Below are 15,693 nucleotides of genomic sequence, written 5' to 3' on the forward strand. Positions count from 1 at the left end.
GATGACGACCCCCGGCTTCCGGCCCACGCACGTCGTCCCGCAGCACGGGATGCCCGCATGGGAGGCACCCGACCCGTCCCGGCCCACCGTCGACCTCGACCCCCTGCTGCCGGTGCAGCTCCTGGAGCGGCAGGGCGACTGGGGGCACGTCCTGTGTTTCAACGGCTGGTCGGCCTGGGTGGACGGCCGCCGTCTGGTCGCCGTACCGCAGGACCCGCCGGCGGCCGACGGGCCGCTCACCCACGCCGCCGATCCGCGGCCGCTGCTGGGCCGGGCACAGGAAGCCCTGGCGCGCTACCGTTCCGCGGTCGAGGACCTCGCTGGCGGTCTCGACCGGGAGTCCTTCCGCGCCCGCACCCGCGGCACGCGGATCGGCGTCGTCGTCGACGGCGAGTCCGTGTGGCTCTACGACTCCGCCCACGGGCACTGGGTGTACGCCGACGGCACCCGGATGACCACGTACGCCACGGACGAGACGCCCGGAGCCGCACCGGAGTCCCGCCCCGCCGCAGCGTCCGCGCATCCCTCCACGCGGGTGGTGCCGTCCGAGGGCCCCGGGGAGACGCCCCGCCCCGCGACGCCGCCTCCGGCCGACGCACCGGCACCCGCGCGCAGCGCCCCGGCGGGGCCGACGCGGGTGGTGCCGCCCGAGGCGCCCGAGCCGACCGGCATCGCGCCTCCCGAGGCTCCGCCGCCGACCCGGGTACTGGCGCCGGACGCTCCCGAGCCCACCCGGGTGGTGCCGCCCGAGGCGCCCGAGCCGACCGGCATCGCGCCTCCCGAGGCTCCGCCGCCGACCCGGGTGGTGGGCGCGAAGACACGCGAACCGAGGGGTGCTCCCGAGCCGACGCGCCTCGCGTCACCGCAGGGCGAGGAGGGCGACGAGGAGGGGGGACGCACGGCTGAGGCACCGCCCACGCGGGTGGTGGGGCGTGAGCCCACCCGGGTCGTGTCGCCCGAGGGGGAGGACCGTTGAACCGCGAGACGAGCCTGTTCTCGGGGCGGCCCTCCGAGCTGATCGGGCAGCAGATCGCCGGTTACCGGATCGAGCAGGAGATCGGGCGCGGCGGCATGGCCGTCGTCTACCGCGCCCGTGACCTGCGCCTGGAACGCACCGTCGCCCTGAAGCTGCTCGCCCCGGAACTCGCCCGCAACGACACCTTCCGCCGCCGCTTCACCCATGAGTCCCGGGCCGCCGCGGCGATCGACCACCCGCACATCGTGCCGGTGTTCGAGGCCGGTGAGACCGACGGTGTGCTGTACATCGCCATGCGGTACGTCGCGGGCAGCGACCTGCGGCATGTCCTCGACCGTGAGGGTCCGATGCCGCCCGCCACCGCCGTGCGCGTCGCCGCCCAGCTCGCCTCCGCGCTCGACGCGGCCCACGACCACGGCCTGGTCCACCGGGACGTCAAGCCCGGCAACATCCTGGTCTCCCGCGGCACCGACAGCGACCACCCCGAGCACGTGTACCTCACCGACTTCGGCCTGACGAAGAAGTCGCTGTCGCTGACCGGCTTCACGACGGTCGGCCAGTTCGTCGGCACGCTCGACTACGTCGCCCCCGAGCAGATCTCCGGCAAGCCGGTCGACGCCCGCTGCGACGTGTACGGCTTCGCCTGCGTCGTCTTCGAGACCCTGGCCGGCCATCCGCCCTTCCTCCGCGACGACGACATGGCCCTGCTCTGGGCCCACCAGTACGACCAGCCCCCGCCGCTGACCGAGGACCGGCCCGATCTCGACCCGGGCGTCGACCATGTCCTCGCCCAGGCCCTCGCCAAGAGCCCCGACGACCGGTACCCGTCCTGCCTCGCCTTCGTCGCCGCCCTGCGTGCCGCGACGACCGGCGGTGGGACCGGGGCCACCCGGTCGCCCACGCCCGTGGACCGGCAACTGCCGGGTGCGGGGCAGAAGCGGCCCAAGCCGCCGCCGCGCTGGGCCGAGCCGGTGTTCGTGCAGCGGACGTAGCGCGCGGCGTCAGCCCTTGCTGTCGGAGGGCACTTCGCCGCGGCGCCGTACGTGCCGCGCCAGCAGCGCCCCGGCGCACCCGGTCACCAGCCCCCACGGGACGGCCAGACCCACCGCGCCCCACAGCTTGGGTCGCAGGAACAGCTCGCCCCCGAGGCCGCCGCCCAGGTCGCCGATGCCGAGCACGGACAGGCCGTAGTGCGCGGAGATGCGCCCGACGAGGCAGATCATGAAGACCGTGAGCACGAGGGCGACCGCCATGTGCACGGCGTGCTGCCAGGCCCGCACCCGCGCCGGTGACCGCGCCGCCATCACGAACGCGGCGGCGAGCAGCAGTACGACGTCGACGGCCAGCAGCCACCACACCCGGCCGTCGTGCTCGGAAAGGGTCCGCAGATTCAGTTCGGAGACGTCCGGGGTGCGCAGCACCTCGTCGAGCACACGCGGCATCGGCAGCCCGAACGGCCCCTCCACCCTGCCGTTCCAGGTGGCGCCCAGTCCGATCGTCAGCGCCAGCCACACCAGGTTGGGCAGTCCGAGCAGGATCACCGCGAACGTCTCCCGCACGTGGCCCTTGGCCGCCGCGACGGCCAGGGCGACGACCACACCGATGACGACGCAGGCCAGCAGCAGCGCCACCATCGCGTACGCGGCCGGCCGCACCGACGCCTGGAAGCGCAGCAGTCCGGCGGGCAGCGGGGCCCCGCGCGACACCAGCAGGGCCAGCACCAGCACACCGGCCAGCCACACCACCGCGACGAACACGGACAACGGAACGTCGGTGGTGAAGCCGATCTCCGGTGAGGCGCCGAACAGGTCACCGAGTTCTCCGAGGGCGTCATCGCCGAGGGAGATGTCGAAGGTGTGGCGGGCGGCGAGCGTCAGGCCGATCAGCGCGAGCAGCCACAGGGCCGCCACCCGGCCGGCCCAGCCGGCCAGCTCCGCCGCACCCGCGACCGCGCGGTGCCGCAACGGCCGCAGGAAGCCCCAGGCGATCACCAGCGCCCCGGTGAGCGTGACGGACAACGGAATGACCGTCAGGCCGGCCCGCGTGTCGGCGAGGTCGCCGGCGCTTCCGGCGAGCTTCACCGTGCCGCCGACGGCGGTGACCATGGTGGCCGCGACGACCGGGGCGAAGCCACCGTCCGGAAGGTCGGCGGCCCCTGCCGCCCAGAGGCCCAGGGCGGCCACCACCGCCATGGCGAGCAGCCCGCCGAGCACCGTGACGAGGGCATGCGCCCAGCCGTGGCGGGCGGTAGCCCGCTCGCCGGTGGTGCGTGCCTGGCCGGAGGGGGTGCGCGAAGTCACGCTGTCACGCTAAGCAGGCCCTCCGCAGGGCGCCCGCCAAAGAGGTCCGTCCGCGTCGGCTTGCGGGGCGTACGGGGCTGGAGCACACAATGAACGCGTAATGGAAAAAGCGGCATACACTCGGATTAACCGCCTCAGGTGTGTGAAGGCCGCAGAGAACCCACGAGGGAAGAAGAGCTCGTGAGCGTCGATCCGCCGTCGTCCGGCCGCCCCACAGGACCTCCCTCGGGCCCGCTGTCGGGTCCCTCCCAACCGCCCTCGGGCGGCGGCCCGCCCTCGGAGCCGCCCAGCGGGGGCGGCAAGCAGCCGGAGCCCCGCCGACCGTGGTGGGGGTCGGTACCCCGTGTCGCGATCATCGCCACCGCCGTGGTGGCCGCCGTGATCCTCGCCGTGGTGCTGTCCCGTCCCGACAACGGCGGCACAGGTGCGTCCGACGGCGGAACCAGCACCTCCAGCGGTGAGGTCTTCCTCCAGCCGGCGGCCGAGACGGGCCCGGACGCGTTCACCGAGTCGACGGCGGAGGAGAAGAGCTCCGCCTCGCCGATCTCGCCGTCGGGGGCCACCGAGTCGGCGCCGCAGAACGCCGTCCGGGGTGTGAAGGGCGACGCGCCGGGCCTGTACGGCGGCACCCGCAACGTCGCCAGCTGCGACGTGGAGAAGCAGATCACCTACTTCGGGGACGCCCCGGACAAGCAGCGCGCCTTCGCCTCGGTCGCCGGAATCAAACCCTCCGAAGTCCCCGCCTACCTGCGCTCGCTCACCCCCGTGCAGCTGCGCATGGACACCCGCGTCACCAACCACGGATACAAGAACGGCGCCCCCACCAGCTACCAGGCTGTCCTCGAGGCCCGTACGGCCGTGCTCGTCGACGGCCGCGGCGTGCCCCGGGTGCGGTGCGCCTGCGGCAACCCGCTGTCGCCGCCGGTCGCCCAGCAGAGCGCGCCGAAGACGACCGGCGAGGCGTGGCCGGGCTACAAGTCGTCGAACGTCGTCATGGTGGCACCGGCGCCGGAGCCGGTCGACGTCTTCGTGATGTGCGAGCCGGACGGCGAGTGGTTCGAACGCCACAAGGGCGACACGGGCACGAAGGACCAGAAGACCAAGAAGCCGGACAAGCCCTCCCCGTCGGCGAGCGTCACCACTCCGACGGCACCTTCCGACTCGACGTCGTCGCAACCGCCCTCGAGCGAGCCGCCGACCTCGGACACGGACACCTCGGGGCCGACGACGGACGAGCCACCGTCGGCCGACACCCAGCAGCCCCCGCCCGACGGCGACACCGGAAGCGACACCGGGAGCGACACCGAAGGCGGCACGACGGACACGACGGACACGACGGAACAGCCTCCGGCCTCCTGAGCCGGCGCTCAAGAGGCGCGGACCACCAGGGCGTAGTCGCCGAGCCCGAGCAGCCGATCGGCCGGCAGGTCGCCGTGGGCGGTGACGACCGCCTCGATCCGGCCCGTCTCGGGTTCGAACGCGACGTCCTGGACCGTGCCGAGCGTGTCACCCGTGTCGGTGAGGATCCTGAGACCCGGCAGTTCGTGGTGCGCCGGCACCTCCGCGGGCGCGGCGGTCGTGCGGGCCAGCACCGCGTCCGGGCCGACGGCGTGCAGCGCGCCCCAGGCCAGCACCGTGTCCTTGCGCGAGTGCCGGCCCCGCACCCGGACATGGGTCACCACACCGGACACGGCGTCGACCGTCAGCGACCTCAAGGCGCCCACCTCGTCCGCCTTGGTCAGCGTCAGCACCGGCAGCCCTCGAGCCTCGGAGAACAGCATCACGGGGTCGTCCCCTCCCGCCCGTCCCGGAAGGCGCCGATCCGCGCGACGAAGGCCGGCAGGTCGTCGGCCACGTAGCGGGTGGCGTCCGCCGGAATGACCAGGGCGCGACCAGAGACGGCGAGCGTCTCACCGCGCGGCACGTACACCCGGTGCCTGCGGCGCCGCGAGCCCTGCACCAGCGCCTTGCCGGCGGCGATGCGGAACCCCACGACCCGGCCACTGGTCCCGCCCTCGATGATCACGTCGAGCACCGTGCCGACCTCGGCACCCTCGTCGGTCAGTACCTTCGCGTGCAGCACCCGGCCCTGCTGGGCCTCGCGCCGGGCCACCACGACGGACGTGTCCTGAAGGGCGAGGGCGTCGCGGATCATGACCGCGTGCGGACCCAGCGCGTGCACCGCCGACCAGGGCAGGCTCTGCTTCAACGGACCCGAGAGCAACCCCCGGCCGCTGAGGGTGAAGCCGGTGACACGGCCGGCGGCGGCGTCGAAGACGGTGTCCTTGACCTGCGCGACGGCGTCACCGCCCAAGGTGACCACCGGCAGGGTCGTCAGGCTCCGTGCGGCCAGCAGCTCGTTCATCGCAGGCCCTTCCCGCGGGGCCGGCGCCGGACCGCGATGACGGTCCCCGAGCGCCGGCCGGCCTGCACGGCGAGCGTCACCATCGCTATGGCGGCGATCGCCGCGATCACCACGATCAGCCATGTCCACCAGGCCACCGCGCACCTCCGGTGATCCGGCCCGGCCGCCTTCGGCCGGGCCTGATGCCTTCCGGGTGCCCCGCGGAGGGGGGACAATGCCCCGGGCACCGAACGGGCTGAGAAGTGTGAGGACTGCGAAGCCCGACTCGGGGTACGAGCACTGATGCAGAGCGTCCGGCCAGTCCGGCTTCCCAGAGAGAAAAGAATGATCGACCACCTGGACGGGGCAGTGATACCGACTGGTTTCGACGTGCCCGTTGAACCGCTGTGGCGAGCGGCGCACTACACCGGCGAGCAGGGCTGTATCGCCGAGGCGCGGTCCTTCGCAGCGCTCTTTCTCGAACAGCTCAGGACCGAGTGGTGCGCGCACATCGACGAGCGTGTCGACGGCGCCGTACTGCTGGTGGTGAGTGAGCTGGTCACCAACGCCGACCGGCACAGCAACGGCCCCTACATCCTGGAGCTCGTCGGCACCGACACCACGGTGGCGGTGTCGGTCTACGACAGCAGCTCCGCACTGCCCCGCATCTTCCCCCGCGACCCCGAGCGCATCGGCCGGCACGGCCTGGAGATCGTCCACGCGCTCGCGGAACAGGTCAGCGTGGAACGGGTACCGGTGGGCAAGCGCGTGTGTGCCGTGCTGCCCCTCGCCGAGGGAGCCAACGCCTGACCGCCCGGGTGAACACCTCACCCGGGCGGCTCATGTCGTCGCGGTCTCTTCTTGTCTTGTGCGTGCCGTTGTGCGGGTGCCGCCCCACTCCCGCGTGTGGGACGGCACCCGCTGGTCGGCCGGTCGCGCTCAGGCGCAGCCCAGCTCGCCCAGCATGCCCTCGCGCAGCCGCGTGATGATCCGCTTGATCAGCCGGGAGACGTGCATCTGCGAGCAGCCGAGCCGCTCACCGATCTCCGCCTGGGTGGCCTCCTCCACGAAGCGCATGTGGATGATCTGCCGGTCGCGCTCGCTGAGCTCGGCCATGAGCGGGGCGAGCGAGTGGAAGTCCTCGACGAGCCGCAGCCCGTCCTCCTCCACTCCGATGAAGTCGGCCAGGACCGCTTCGCCGCCTTCCGGGCCGTCGCCGGTGAGCGCGGCGTCCAGCGACGACGAGTTGTACCCGTTCGCCGCGATCTGCCCCTCCACCACCTGGCGCTCGGAGATGTTCATCAGCGTCGCCAGCTCGGCGACCGTCGGCTCGCGGTCCAGTCGGCTGGCGAGCTCCTCACGGGCCTTGGCCAGCTCCACGCGCAGCTCCTGCAGCCGCCGCGGCACGTGCACCGCCCACGTGGTGTCCCGGAAGAAGCGCTTGATCTCCCCGACGATGTACGGCAGGGCGAAGGAGGTGAACTCCACCTCCCGCGAGAGCTCGAACCGGTCGATGGCCTTGATCAGGCCGATCATGCCGGTCTGGACGATGTCCTCCATGTCGTCGCCGCGGCCGCGGAACCGTCCGGCCGCGAAACGCACGAGCGACATGTTCATCTCGATCAGGGTGTTGCGTGCGTACTGGTACTCGTGCGTGCCCTCTTCGAGTTCCGTCAGGCGCTGGAAGAACTGGCGGGACAATTCCCTCGCGTCCCGCGGGGCCACGGACCGCGGGTCCACGACGCCCGGCAGTGCTCCGTCACCCGCGCCGGCTTCGGTGTTCTCTTCGACGACCTGTGCCTTCGACCGGATCACGGCGGTCTCCATTACCTCTCCCACGAACGTCACGGCGGACATCTGCATAGGTACTCCCGAGTTGCGGGTACCCGGGTTGACCCTCACCATGCTCGTCAATTTTCTCATGGGCGAAATTGGAGGGAATGTACCTCTCTGTCATGCCGCGTGCGTGGTGATTCCACCCAGGGCGGAACGCCGGGCCCTTCCGCCGGCAGCCGGGATTCCTAGGCTGGAGCGGTGAGCAACCACCGGCCAAGCGAAGCCCGAGTCATCCCGCTGCGCCCGCACGGCGCGCGCCCCGCCGGCGCGCCGCCGCGCCAGGCACCGCCGGCCCCCGCCGCGAAGGAGCCGCTGTGGCGGGACCTGGTGGGTGACGTCCTGCGCCGTGAGCGCCTCGCGCAGGAGCGCACCCTGAAGGACGTCGCCGACCAGGCACGGATCTCCATGCCCTACCTCTCGGAGGTGGAGCGCGGCCGCAAGGAGGCCTCCTCGGAGGTCCTCGCGGCCGCCGCCCACGCCCTCGGGCTGAACCTCGGCGACCTGCTGACGAGGGCGCAGGGCGAGCTGACCCGCGTCACGTCGCGCTACGCCGGCGGCAGCCGCCGCGGGGCGTCCGCCTCGTCGCACGACGGGATGTGCCTGGCCGCCTGAGCCGTACCGGCCGGCCGGTGCCTCACAGCCTCACGAGGCGCCGGCTGAGCACCTCGTCGGCCAGCCCGTAGCCCACCGCCTCCTGCGCCGTGAACACCTTGTCACGGTCCATGTCCGCCCGCAGGGCCGTCACGTCGTGGTGGGTGTGCCGCGCCAGCACCTCCTCCACCTCGGAGCGGATCCGCACCATCTCCTTGGCCTGGAGCGCCAGGTCGGACACCATGCCGCGCTGCCCTCCGGCGGCCGGCTGACCGAGCAGTACCCGTGAGTGCTCCAGCACGAACCGCCGCCCGGGGTCCCCGCCGGCGAGCAGCACGGCTGCCGTGGAGGCCGCCTGCCCGACGCAGAACGTGGAGATCGGCGCCTGCACGAACATCATGGTGTCGTAGATGGCCATCAGCGAGGTGAACGAGCCGCCCGGTGAGTTGATGTAGATCGCGATCTCGCTCTCCGGGGAGGACGACTCCAGGTGGAGGAGCTGGGCGATGACGACGTTGGCGACGCCGTCGTCGATCTCGGTGCCGAGGAAGATGATCCGCTCGGACAGCAGCCGGCTGAAGACGTCGTAGGACCGCTCGCCCTGGGGGGTGCGCTCGACGACGTTCGGAATCGTGTACGAACCCATCACTGGAGCCCCATCCTGCGTCGGGTGGCCGCCGGGCGGACGTCCCCGAGGGACTCCACGACCCGGTCCACCATGCCGTACTCCCTGGCCTCCTCGGCCGTGAACCAGCGGTCCCGGTCACCGTCCCGGGAGATCGTCTCCGGGCTCTGGCCGGTGTGCTCCGCGGTGATCCGCTCGATGGTCCGCTTGGTGAAGTCCAGGTTCTCCGCCTGGATCTCGATGTCTGCCGTCGTGCCCCCGATGCCCGCCGAGGGCTGGTGCATCATGATCCGCGCGTTCGGCAGCGCATAGCGCTTGCCCGGCGCGCCGACGCTCAGCAGGAACTGCCCCATGCTGGCCGCGAAACCCATGGCCAGCGTGGAGACGTCGTTCGGGATGAGCCGCATCGTGTCGTAGATGGCGAGACCCGCGTGCACCGCCCCGCCGGGGCTGTTGATGTACAGGCTGATGTCGGTGTGCGCGTCCTCTGCGGACAGGATGAGCAACTGGGAGCAGACCCGGTTCGCGGAGACCTCGTCGACCTGGGTGCCCAGCAGCACGATGCGCTGCGCGAGCAGCTGGGCGGCCAGATGGTCGTCGAAGCGGGTCGCAGGGGTGTCGCCCTCCTCCGCCCGCGGTGCGAGCGTCGTGAGTGGAGTCATTGGTCCTCCTCGTCGCGGCAGCGAGTGCCGCGGACTGTCGGGGATGTGCCGTCGACTCCACTGTTGACCTCGGGTGATGTCCGTGAACGGTTTCTCTGCCCTCGGCAGATCCGCTACCGGCGGAGCCCGAAGGCCCAGCCCTTCTCGCTCAACCGGCGGAAGAACGCCCGCACATCACCGACCAGCAGGTCAGGTTCCTCCATCGCCGCGCAGTGCCCGCCGCGGCCGAACTCCGTCCCAGCGGGCGATGTTGTCGGTCCGCACCGCCTTGTGGCGCAGCGGGATCCGGGGGTCGCCGAAAAAGGACGCCACCCGCGGGCGTCGGCGATTTTCTCGCCTCGGGCCTGGGCACGCTCGTCAACGGCCACCTGGATTTGTCCGCCGCCGACCGATGAGTTTCGGGCCGGGGCCCGGTCGACAGTGGTGACAGCGTTCCGGCGTGCAGGAGGACTCATGACCACCGACGGTTTCACCACGTGTCTCTGGTTCGACGGCCAGGCCGAGGAGGCCGCCCATCACTACGTCTCGATTTTCAAGAACTCCAGCGTCGGCAAGATCGCGCGCTACCCCGAGGGAGCGCTCCAGGCCGCCGGCGGCGTGATGACCGTCGAGTTCACGGCCAACGGGCACCGGTTCGTCGCGCTCAACGGCGGCCCTCAGTTCACGTTCACCGAGGCCACCTCCTTCATGATCCACTGCGAGAACCAGGAGGAGATCGACTACTACTGGACCAGGCTCACCGAGAACGGTGGCGAGCCCGGCCCCTGCGGCTGGCTCAAGGACAGGTTCGGCCTGTCCTGGCAGGTCGTCCCGGACCGGCTCGACGAGATGATCACCGACCCGGATCCGGCGAAGGCGGCCCGGGTGACCCAGGCGTTCATGGCGATGAGCAAGTTCGACATCGCAGCCCTGGAGAAGGCGTACGCGGGCGAGTGAGGTGCCGCGGCCAGGGCAGGGCCGTACCAGGATGCCTGCCCTGCCCTCACGCCGTCTCGGCCAGGAGCTCCCGGATGACGTACCGGGAGTTCTCCGCGACCGGCGGGTTCGTCTCCCAGTAGTACGGCAGCGCGATGACGGCGATCGACAGGGCCCAGCCCCGGGCCCGTGCCCATTCGGCCTCGCCGGCGCCCACGGCCGCGCGGAACACACCGCGGGCCGCGCCGGGCAGCAGGCACCAGGCGCCGATGAGGTCGACGGCGGGATCGCCGACCCCCACGGTGCCGAAGTCGATCACGGCGCTCAGCCGTCCGTCCGTGACCAGGAGATTCCCGGCCATCAGGTCACCGTGCGCCCAGACGGGCGGCCCGGTGTGCTCCGGAGCCCGCAGGGCCTCCTCCCACACCTCGGTCACCGCGGCCGTGTCGACCCGTCCCGTGAGCTGGGCGAGCGCGTCACGCAGGAAGGGGTCCCGGGTCGCCAACGGCACTCCCCGGTACCCGGGAGGGCCCTCGGACGCGTCGATACGGCGCAGGGCCGTGAGGTACGCCGCCAGGTCCTCGGCGAGCAGGTCCGGCTCCTCCAGCCTGCCGGGCACCGGGTTGCGGCCCTCCAGCCAGCCGTAGACCGACCAGGGCCAGGGGAAGCCGTCGCCGGGTTCGCCCCGGCCGAGGGGCTCGGGCGATGCGACGGGCAGCTTCGGGCCGAGCCGGGGCAGCCAGCGCAGTTCATGGGTGATCGCCTCCACGGCGCGGGGGTGCCGGGGGAGACGGACGACCTTGTCCGCGCCGAGGCGGAACATGGCGTTCTCCGTCCCGGACGACTCCAGCCGCCGCAGCGGCAGCCCGGCCCACCGCGGGAACTGCCCGGCGATCAGCCGGCCGACGAGCGTCACGTCGATGTCCAGCTCGTCCTCATGCATGCGCACCGTGCTCATGGAGCCCATTCGAGCCGTCAACGCGCCGCCTGTCGAACGGTTTTGGTGACCTCCCGGGCGATGCGCAGGATGCCGGGGGAACGGACCGGGCAGGGCTTTGGCGTGGACGTGGTGGGGGCCAGGCAGAAGTGCAGGTAGTCGTCGTCGCGGTGCAGTGCCGTGCGGTCGCGGCCGGGCTGTGTGCACAGGCCGGGGCGGCCGCGCTCGTAGGCCGTGCACGGCAGGTACTGCGTCCAGGCGTAGCGGTCCGTGGCCGGGCTCACCGCCTTCCCGGCGTCCGCCACGAGGTCGCCGGAGGCGGCGGCCCGCTTCTCGTAGACCGCGTTGACGCGCCGCACCCGCTCGGGCGTGATCGGGTCCGGGCCCTGTGACACCCACACGATCCGCGGGCGCTTGCCGCCCCCGGCCGCGGCGATCTGCTCGGTGAGCCGGCGCGCGTCGGCGTCGTAGCGGCTGAAGTACCGGGCCGGGGCCTTGTCATAGGTGATGCCGTCCATGCACGGCGTGTAGCCCCAGGAGTTCCCCCAGAACTGCAGGACCACGACGTCGGGCCGCAGCCTGCGCACCAGCGCGGCGGCCTTGTCGGCGGCCGGCACCAGGGACCGCTCCGCCGTGTCCTCCAGATAGTCGCACAGGGTCGTCCCGGAGTACGGGGCCCCCGTGTACCGGGCCTTCAGCTCCCGGCGCAACTCCTGCCCGAGGACCCTCTGACCCTCCATCGCCAGCGAGTCCCCGAGGTAGAGCACCGTGGGTGCCCGCTTCCGTTCAGGTCCGGGGGCTGCGGCGGAGGCGGGGGCGCGCTGGTGGGTGGCGGCCGGCGCACCGGGTGCGGTCGGCGCCGGCTCCTCCGGCGCGGACGCGGGATCACCGCACCCGCCGAGGAGCACCCCGGCCAGCAGAACCCCCACGACCCACGGCTTGCGCATACGGCAACTCCCGCCCCGGCCACCGAAACGCACTCAGGCAAGCACAGCCGGGCCCCGGGGGGAAGACGTACGCCGGTCGCGATGGCCGGGCCCGGCCGGTTCCGGCCCGTAGAGGACGGCGCACACCCGCTCACCGCGCGGACCGGCTCCCGGGTGACTAGCGTGAGGAAGCGGACGATTCCACTCATGCGGAGAGGGCCGTGACCATGGCCGTGCAACCTGAGGGAACCCCCTGCTGGGCCGATGCGATGTTCGGCGACCTCGAAGGGGCCAAGAGCTTCTACCAAGACGTGCTGGGCTGGACCTTCGCCGAGGCGTCGGCGGACTTCGGCAACTACACGGAGGCCTACGCGAACGGCAAGGCGGTCGCCGCCGTCGTCCCGCCCATGCCCGGCCAGGAAGGCCTGTCGCAGTGGTGCCTGTACTTCGCGTCACAGGATGCCGCCGACACCGCCGCCCGGATCGGCGAGCTCGGCGGCGAGGTGCTGATGGAGCCGATGCGGGTCGCCGATTTCGGCACCATGTGCCTGGCCCGCGACCCCAGTGGTGTCGTCTTCGGCGTCTGGCAGGCGGGCACCCACGAGGGCTTCCAGGCGATGGGCGAACCCGGCGCCTACACCTGGGCGGAGATCTTCACCCGCGAGCCGGAGAAGTCCGACGCGTTCTTCCCCGCAGTCTTCCCCTACCGGCAGCGGGACATGGAGGACGGCGAGATGGACTTCCGCATCTACGACCTGGACGAACGCACCGTGCTGGGCCGGATGAAGATGACGGAGGAGTTCCCGCCCGAGGTTCGGCCGTACATCAACGTCTACTTCGGCGTCGAGGACTGTGACGAGGCCGTGGCGAAGGCCACCGGGCTCGGTGGCGTCCTGCGGTTCGGCCCGATGACCACGCCGTTCGGCCGGTTCGCGGCGATCAGTGACCCCCAGGGGGCGAACTTCTCGGTGATCGACACCTCGACGACCGAGGGAGAGATGCCGAAGCTGACCGACGTGGGGTAGGCGCCCGGACCTCGCGGCCGGACGTCCCCCGCGGCCATGGCATGATCGAGCGCATGCGTGAACGTGTTGTGGCCGCGTGTGACGGGGCTTCGAAGGGAAATCCCGGACCCGCGGGCTGGGCCTGGGTCGTCGCCGACGCTTCCGAGACACCGCAGCGGTGGGAGGCGGGGCCGCTCGGCAAGGCCACCAACAACGTCGCCGAACTCACCGCCCTGGAGCGGCTGCTGTCGGCGACCGACCCGGACGTGCCGCTCGAGATCCGGATGGACTCGCAGTACGCGATGAAGGCCGTCACCACCTGGCTGCCCGGCTGGAAGCGCAACGGCTGGAAGACCTCCGCCGGCAAGCCGGTCGCCAACCAGGACCTCGTCGTGCGCATCGACGAACTCCTGGACGGCCGCTCGGTCGAGTTCCGCTACGTCCCCGCCCACCAGGTCGACGGCGACCGGCTCAACGACTTCGCCGACCGTGCGGCCAGCCAGGCCGCCATCGTCCAGGAGCCCGCGGGCAGCGGCCTCGGCTCCCCGGAGCCCCCGCCCGCTCCGGACACCCCGGCGAAGGCCCCCCGGTCCCGCCCGCGCGGCGGCGCGGCCCACACCGCCAAGGCGGCGGGGAAGGGCTCCGCGCGCACGATCAAGGCGAAGTTCCCCGGCCGCTGTCAGTGCGGCCGCCCCTACGCGGCCGGCGAGCCCATCGCCAAGAACGACAGCGGCTGGGGCCACCCGGAGTGCCGCGCGGGCGCGACCGTCTGATCAGACGTCGAATGTGTAGTGCGGCGTGTGGTCGAGCAGGTCCGCCGGACTCGTGTCGTGCCACGGCCGCATCGTCTCGTTCAGGTCGATCACGTTCGGCGTACCCGCGGTCGGCAGGTAGACGGAGCCGGGGTGCCGGCGCTGCCACTCGGCCCACAGCTTGTCTATGTAGGCGTGGTGCAGCCAGAACACCGGGTCGTTGGGGGAGACCCCGGTGGCCATCTGCCCGCCGACCCAGACGTGGACGCGATTGTGCAGATTGACGCCCCGCCACCCTTCGAGGTGGTTGCGGAAGCCGTCCGAGCCGCTGTTCCAGGGCGCCATGTCGTACGTGGACATCGCCAGCACCGACTCGACATCGGCCCGGGTCGGCAGCTCGCGTCCCCCGGAACCGAGAGCGCGCCGCAGGAACGTACGACTGTCGACCCGCACGTTGACCGGCCAGTTCCCGCTCGCCGCGGAGAACGGCCCGTCCGTCACCCGGCCGTCCCGTTCCCGCCCGGTACCCCCGAGGAAGTCGGGCGCCCACAGCGAGGCGCGGGGGGTGCGGTCGACGGTCCAGTCCCAGTAGGGCAGCGTCACCGACGGGTCCACCGACTGCAGCGCCCGCTCGAACTCCAGGAGGAATCTTCGGTGCCAGGGCAGGAAGGACGGTGAGCGGTGCCCGGTCCGCTCACCGTTGTCGGTGTCGGCGACGATGAACGCGTTGTGCGTGGTGACGAAGGCGTCGTAGCGGCCGCTGCGCTTCAGCTCCAGCAGCGCGGCGACGAAACGCCGCTTCTCGTCGGCGGTCAGGGTGGACTGGTTCTTGCGGACAGCCATGTGCGGGTGCTCCAGGTGCTGTGCGTGGCGGGTCAGTTGGCGGGGAAGGGCAGCAGGGGCGCGCCCTGCAGCTCGTCCACCGCGGCGCGGGCGGCGGCGCGCGGGGTGGCCACCGGGTCGTAGTGGCTGACGACGCTGATCCAGCTGCCGTCGGCGTTGCGCATCACGTGCAGTTCCACACCGTCGACGAACACGGCGTATCCCGCGCCGTGATGGTGGTGACCGGACCCGGCCGGCCGGCCCTGTATCCGGCGGCCCTTGTAGACCTCGTCGAAGGACCTGGGGGAGTCGGGGTGCCCGGCGGCCGAGGCCGGAAGGGTGGCTGACAACGTCCCCGCGCTCGCGGTGAGGACGGCCGCCGCGGTGAGCGCGCGGCGACGGCTGAGTTCCGGCACTGGGGCCTCCTGTATCGATCGGCTGATGACCCCGCATGCCTACCGGCCGGCCCGCTACCGGGAGAAATCCACGCGAGCCGGTTGGCTGCGATCAGGGCAATTCCCCTTATGTCGTGCAAGGTTGAACGAAGATGATCTTGTCGTGACAGGTCAGTGCGCAGGGGCGGAAGGGGAAATTCCACTCGCAGGGAGTGCTGTGCCGGATGTTTCTGCCGGTGCGGTCCACGGTCCGTGGTGCGCGTCACGCCGCAAAACTGGCGCGATTCGGTGGCCCGGTCGACAGTGGCCGCATGTGATTATCCTGCGTCAACAATTGACAGCTCTCGGTACATCCGAGGGCTGTGTGAAGGTCGCCTGCGACGGCGGCGGGCCCGCCGGTCCCGTCGCCACCGGCCTGTGTCTGCTGCCGAGCGGCATCGTCGTGCTGCTGTCGCCCGTCTCCGCCCGGATCTCCGCCACGCACGGGCCGAGCATCACCCTGGCCCTCGGGGCGACCCTCATCACGGCCGGGTACGCCGTGCGCATCGCGACAGCCGCGACCGGCGCATGGCTACGGCCTTCCGGCAAGCGCAAAGGGGGGAACGATG

General features: G+C 71.9%; 19 protein-coding genes and 1 pseudogene. 9 read left to right on the top strand and 11 right to left on the bottom strand.

Translation table 11 applies throughout. The features are described 5' to 3' along the window. The first annotated feature begins 1 nt into the window (after nt 1). Together ACIQHQ_RS27790 and ACIQHQ_RS27795 are read left to right on the top strand one after the other, a co-directional pair. Nucleotides 2–976 carry a hypothetical protein gene (locus ACIQHQ_RS27790; RefSeq protein ID WP_402616545.1) on the top strand — a complete coding sequence of 325 codons (975 nt, stop codon included), beginning with the start codon at nt 2–4 and terminating at the stop codon, nt 974–976. Then, a complete protein-coding gene (locus tag ACIQHQ_RS27795) occupies nt 973–1,968 on the top strand; it encodes a serine/threonine-protein kinase (protein WP_402616548.1) in 996 nt (331 codons plus the stop codon). Before ACIQHQ_RS27790 ends, ACIQHQ_RS27795 begins: the two co-directional genes overlap by 4 nt. A gap of 9 nt (nt 1,969–1,977) precedes the next feature. On the opposite strand, the gene ACIQHQ_RS27800 is transcribed toward ACIQHQ_RS27795, so the two are convergent. Continuing rightward, nucleotides 1,978–3,276, bottom strand: a complete 1,299-nt coding sequence (locus tag ACIQHQ_RS27800) for a streptophobe family protein (RefSeq protein ID WP_402616551.1) — start codon at nt 3,274–3,276, stop codon at nt 1,978–1,980. Nucleotides 3,277–3,456: 180 nt separating this feature from the next. On the opposite strand from ACIQHQ_RS27800, the gene ACIQHQ_RS27805 reads away from it, so the two are divergent. After that, complete coding sequence (locus ACIQHQ_RS27805) at nt 3,457–4,635, top strand: DUF6777 domain-containing protein (RefSeq protein ID WP_402616554.1); 1,179 nt, start codon at nt 3,457–3,459, stop codon at nt 4,633–4,635. 8 nt (nt 4,636–4,643) lie between these two features. Here ACIQHQ_RS27805 and ACIQHQ_RS27810 read toward each other — a convergent pair whose 3' ends face one another. Genes ACIQHQ_RS27810 through ACIQHQ_RS27820 form a run of 3 tightly spaced genes read right to left on the bottom strand, consistent with a single transcriptional unit; the run spans nt 4,644 to nt 5,778 of the window. Continuing rightward, nucleotides 4,644–5,060: a PRC-barrel domain-containing protein gene (locus ACIQHQ_RS27810; protein ID WP_402616557.1), complete on the bottom strand. Its 417-nt coding sequence runs from the start codon at nt 5,058–5,060 to the stop codon at nt 4,644–4,646. Further along, nucleotides 5,057–5,641: a PRC-barrel domain-containing protein gene (locus tag ACIQHQ_RS27815; RefSeq protein WP_402616560.1), complete on the bottom strand. Its 585-nt coding sequence runs from the start codon at nt 5,639–5,641 to the stop codon at nt 5,057–5,059. The genes ACIQHQ_RS27810 and ACIQHQ_RS27815 overlap by 4 nt, the downstream gene beginning before the upstream one ends. After that, the gene (locus tag ACIQHQ_RS27820) at nt 5,638–5,778 is read right to left on the bottom strand and encodes a hypothetical protein (protein WP_402616563.1); all 141 of its coding nucleotides are present in this window, start codon (nt 5,776–5,778) and stop codon (nt 5,638–5,640) included. The genes ACIQHQ_RS27815 and ACIQHQ_RS27820 overlap by 4 nt, the downstream gene beginning before the upstream one ends. Nucleotides 5,779–5,965: 187 nt before the next feature. On the opposite strand from ACIQHQ_RS27820, the gene ACIQHQ_RS27825 reads away from it, so the two are divergent. After that, nucleotides 5,966–6,430 carry an ATP-binding protein gene (locus ACIQHQ_RS27825; RefSeq protein WP_402616566.1) on the top strand — a complete coding sequence of 155 codons (465 nt, stop codon included), beginning with the start codon at nt 5,966–5,968 and terminating at the stop codon, nt 6,428–6,430. A 129-nt stretch (nt 6,431–6,559) separates the two neighbouring features. Here ACIQHQ_RS27825 and ACIQHQ_RS27830 read toward each other — a convergent pair whose 3' ends face one another. After that, nucleotides 6,560–7,447 (bottom strand): RNA polymerase sigma factor SigF, encoded by an 888-nt coding sequence (locus tag ACIQHQ_RS27830; RefSeq protein ID WP_283969118.1) that lies wholly within the window; start codon nt 7,445–7,447, stop codon nt 6,560–6,562. A 207-nt stretch (nt 7,448–7,654) separates the two neighbouring features. Here ACIQHQ_RS27830 and ACIQHQ_RS27835 point away from each other — a divergent pair, with 207 nt between their 5' ends. Next, nucleotides 7,655–8,068: a helix-turn-helix domain-containing protein gene (locus ACIQHQ_RS27835; protein ID WP_402616568.1), complete on the top strand. Its 414-nt coding sequence runs from the start codon at nt 7,655–7,657 to the stop codon at nt 8,066–8,068. Nucleotides 8,069–8,090: 22 nt separating this feature from the next. Here ACIQHQ_RS27835 and ACIQHQ_RS27840 read toward each other — a convergent pair whose 3' ends face one another. Then, nucleotides 8,091–8,693: a ClpP family protease gene (locus ACIQHQ_RS27840; RefSeq protein WP_402616571.1), complete on the bottom strand. Its 603-nt coding sequence runs from the start codon at nt 8,691–8,693 to the stop codon at nt 8,091–8,093. Further along, on the bottom strand, nt 8,693–9,334 hold the full coding sequence (locus ACIQHQ_RS27845; protein WP_402616574.1) for an ATP-dependent Clp protease proteolytic subunit: 642 nt from the start codon (nt 9,332–9,334) through the stop codon (nt 8,693–8,695). Before ACIQHQ_RS27845 ends, ACIQHQ_RS27840 begins: the two co-directional genes overlap by 1 nt. 453 nt (nt 9,335–9,787) lie before the next feature. Between ACIQHQ_RS27845 and ACIQHQ_RS27850 the strand changes: the two genes are divergently transcribed. Next, entirely contained in the window at nt 9,788–10,270 is a 483-nt protein-coding gene (locus ACIQHQ_RS27850) for a VOC family protein (protein ID WP_402616577.1), read from the top strand. Between the two features lie 46 nt (nt 10,271–10,316). Here ACIQHQ_RS27850 and ACIQHQ_RS27855 read toward each other — a convergent pair whose 3' ends face one another. Both ACIQHQ_RS27855 and ACIQHQ_RS27860 read right to left on the bottom strand, forming a co-directional pair. Then, entirely contained in the window at nt 10,317–11,207 is an 891-nt protein-coding gene (locus ACIQHQ_RS27855) for an aminoglycoside phosphotransferase family protein (RefSeq protein ID WP_402616580.1), read from the bottom strand. Nucleotides 11,208–11,224: 17 nt separating this feature from the next. After that, nucleotides 11,225–12,133 (bottom strand): SGNH/GDSL hydrolase family protein, encoded by a 909-nt coding sequence (locus ACIQHQ_RS27860; protein ID WP_402616583.1) that lies wholly within the window; start codon nt 12,131–12,133, stop codon nt 11,225–11,227. A 206-nt stretch (nt 12,134–12,339) separates the two neighbouring features. Between ACIQHQ_RS27860 and ACIQHQ_RS27865 the strand changes: the two genes are divergently transcribed. Beyond that, a complete protein-coding gene (locus ACIQHQ_RS27865; RefSeq protein WP_402616586.1) occupies nt 12,340–13,137 on the top strand; it encodes a VOC family protein in 798 nt (265 codons plus the stop codon). 41 nt (nt 13,138–13,178) lie between these two features. Continuing rightward, nucleotides 13,179–13,889 carry a ribonuclease H gene (locus tag ACIQHQ_RS27870; RefSeq protein WP_402616588.1) on the top strand — a complete coding sequence of 237 codons (711 nt, stop codon included), beginning with the start codon at nt 13,179–13,181 and terminating at the stop codon, nt 13,887–13,889. Here the strand turns inward: ACIQHQ_RS27870 and ACIQHQ_RS27875 are convergent, their stop codons facing one another. Both ACIQHQ_RS27875 and ACIQHQ_RS27880 read right to left on the bottom strand, forming a co-directional pair. After that, nucleotides 13,890–14,711, bottom strand: a complete 822-nt coding sequence (locus ACIQHQ_RS27875) for a tyrosinase family protein (protein ID WP_402616591.1) — start codon at nt 14,709–14,711, stop codon at nt 13,890–13,892. A gap of 32 nt (nt 14,712–14,743) precedes the next feature. Beyond that, entirely contained in the window at nt 14,744–15,106 is a 363-nt protein-coding gene (locus ACIQHQ_RS27880; RefSeq protein ID WP_402616594.1) for a tyrosinase cofactor, read from the bottom strand. 382 nt (nt 15,107–15,488) lie between these two features. On the opposite strand from ACIQHQ_RS27880, the pseudogene ACIQHQ_RS27885 reads away from it, so the two are divergent. Beyond that, nucleotides 15,489–15,635, top strand: a pseudogene (locus ACIQHQ_RS27885) (MFS transporter); the annotation flags it as partial. Between the last annotated feature and the right edge of the window lie 58 nt (nt 15,636–15,693).

Origin of the sequence: Streptomyces sp. NPDC092370 (genome assembly GCF_044755265.1) — a bacterium.
Lineage (GTDB): Bacteria > Actinomycetota > Actinomycetes > Streptomycetales > Streptomycetaceae > Streptomyces.

Excerpts from the sequence above, each read along its gene's own strand:
- ACIQHQ_RS27790 (WP_402616545.1), top strand. The coding sequence starts at position 2 with ATGACGACCCCCGGCTTCCGGCCCACGCACGTCGTCCCGCAGCACGGG.
- ACIQHQ_RS27815 (WP_402616560.1), bottom strand. The coding sequence starts at position 5,641 with ATGAACGAGCTGCTGGCCGCACGGAGCCTGACGACCCTGCCGGTGGTC.
- ACIQHQ_RS27825 (WP_402616566.1), top strand. The coding sequence starts at position 5,966 with ATGATCGACCACCTGGACGGGGCAGTGATACCGACTGGTTTCGACGTG.
- ACIQHQ_RS27830 (WP_283969118.1), bottom strand. The coding sequence starts at position 7,447 with ATGGAGACCGCCGTGATCCGGTCGAAGGCACAGGTCGTCGAAGAGAAC.
- ACIQHQ_RS27840 (WP_402616571.1), bottom strand. The coding sequence starts at position 8,693 with ATGGGTTCGTACACGATTCCGAACGTCGTCGAGCGCACCCCCCAGGGC.
- ACIQHQ_RS27845 (WP_402616574.1), bottom strand. The coding sequence starts at position 9,334 with ATGACTCCACTCACGACGCTCGCACCGCGGGCGGAGGAGGGCGACACC.
- ACIQHQ_RS27850 (WP_402616577.1), top strand. The coding sequence starts at position 9,788 with ATGACCACCGACGGTTTCACCACGTGTCTCTGGTTCGACGGCCAGGCC.
- ACIQHQ_RS27855 (WP_402616580.1), bottom strand. The coding sequence starts at position 11,207 with ATGAGCACGGTGCGCATGCATGAGGACGAGCTGGACATCGACGTGACG.
- ACIQHQ_RS27860 (WP_402616583.1), bottom strand. The coding sequence starts at position 12,133 with ATGCGCAAGCCGTGGGTCGTGGGGGTTCTGCTGGCCGGGGTGCTCCTC.
- ACIQHQ_RS27865 (WP_402616586.1), top strand. The coding sequence starts at position 12,340 with ATGGCCGTGCAACCTGAGGGAACCCCCTGCTGGGCCGATGCGATGTTC.
- ACIQHQ_RS27870 (WP_402616588.1), top strand. The coding sequence starts at position 13,179 with ATGATCGAGCGCATGCGTGAACGTGTTGTGGCCGCGTGTGACGGGGCT.
- ACIQHQ_RS27875 (WP_402616591.1), bottom strand. The coding sequence starts at position 14,711 with ATGGCTGTCCGCAAGAACCAGTCCACCCTGACCGCCGACGAGAAGCGG.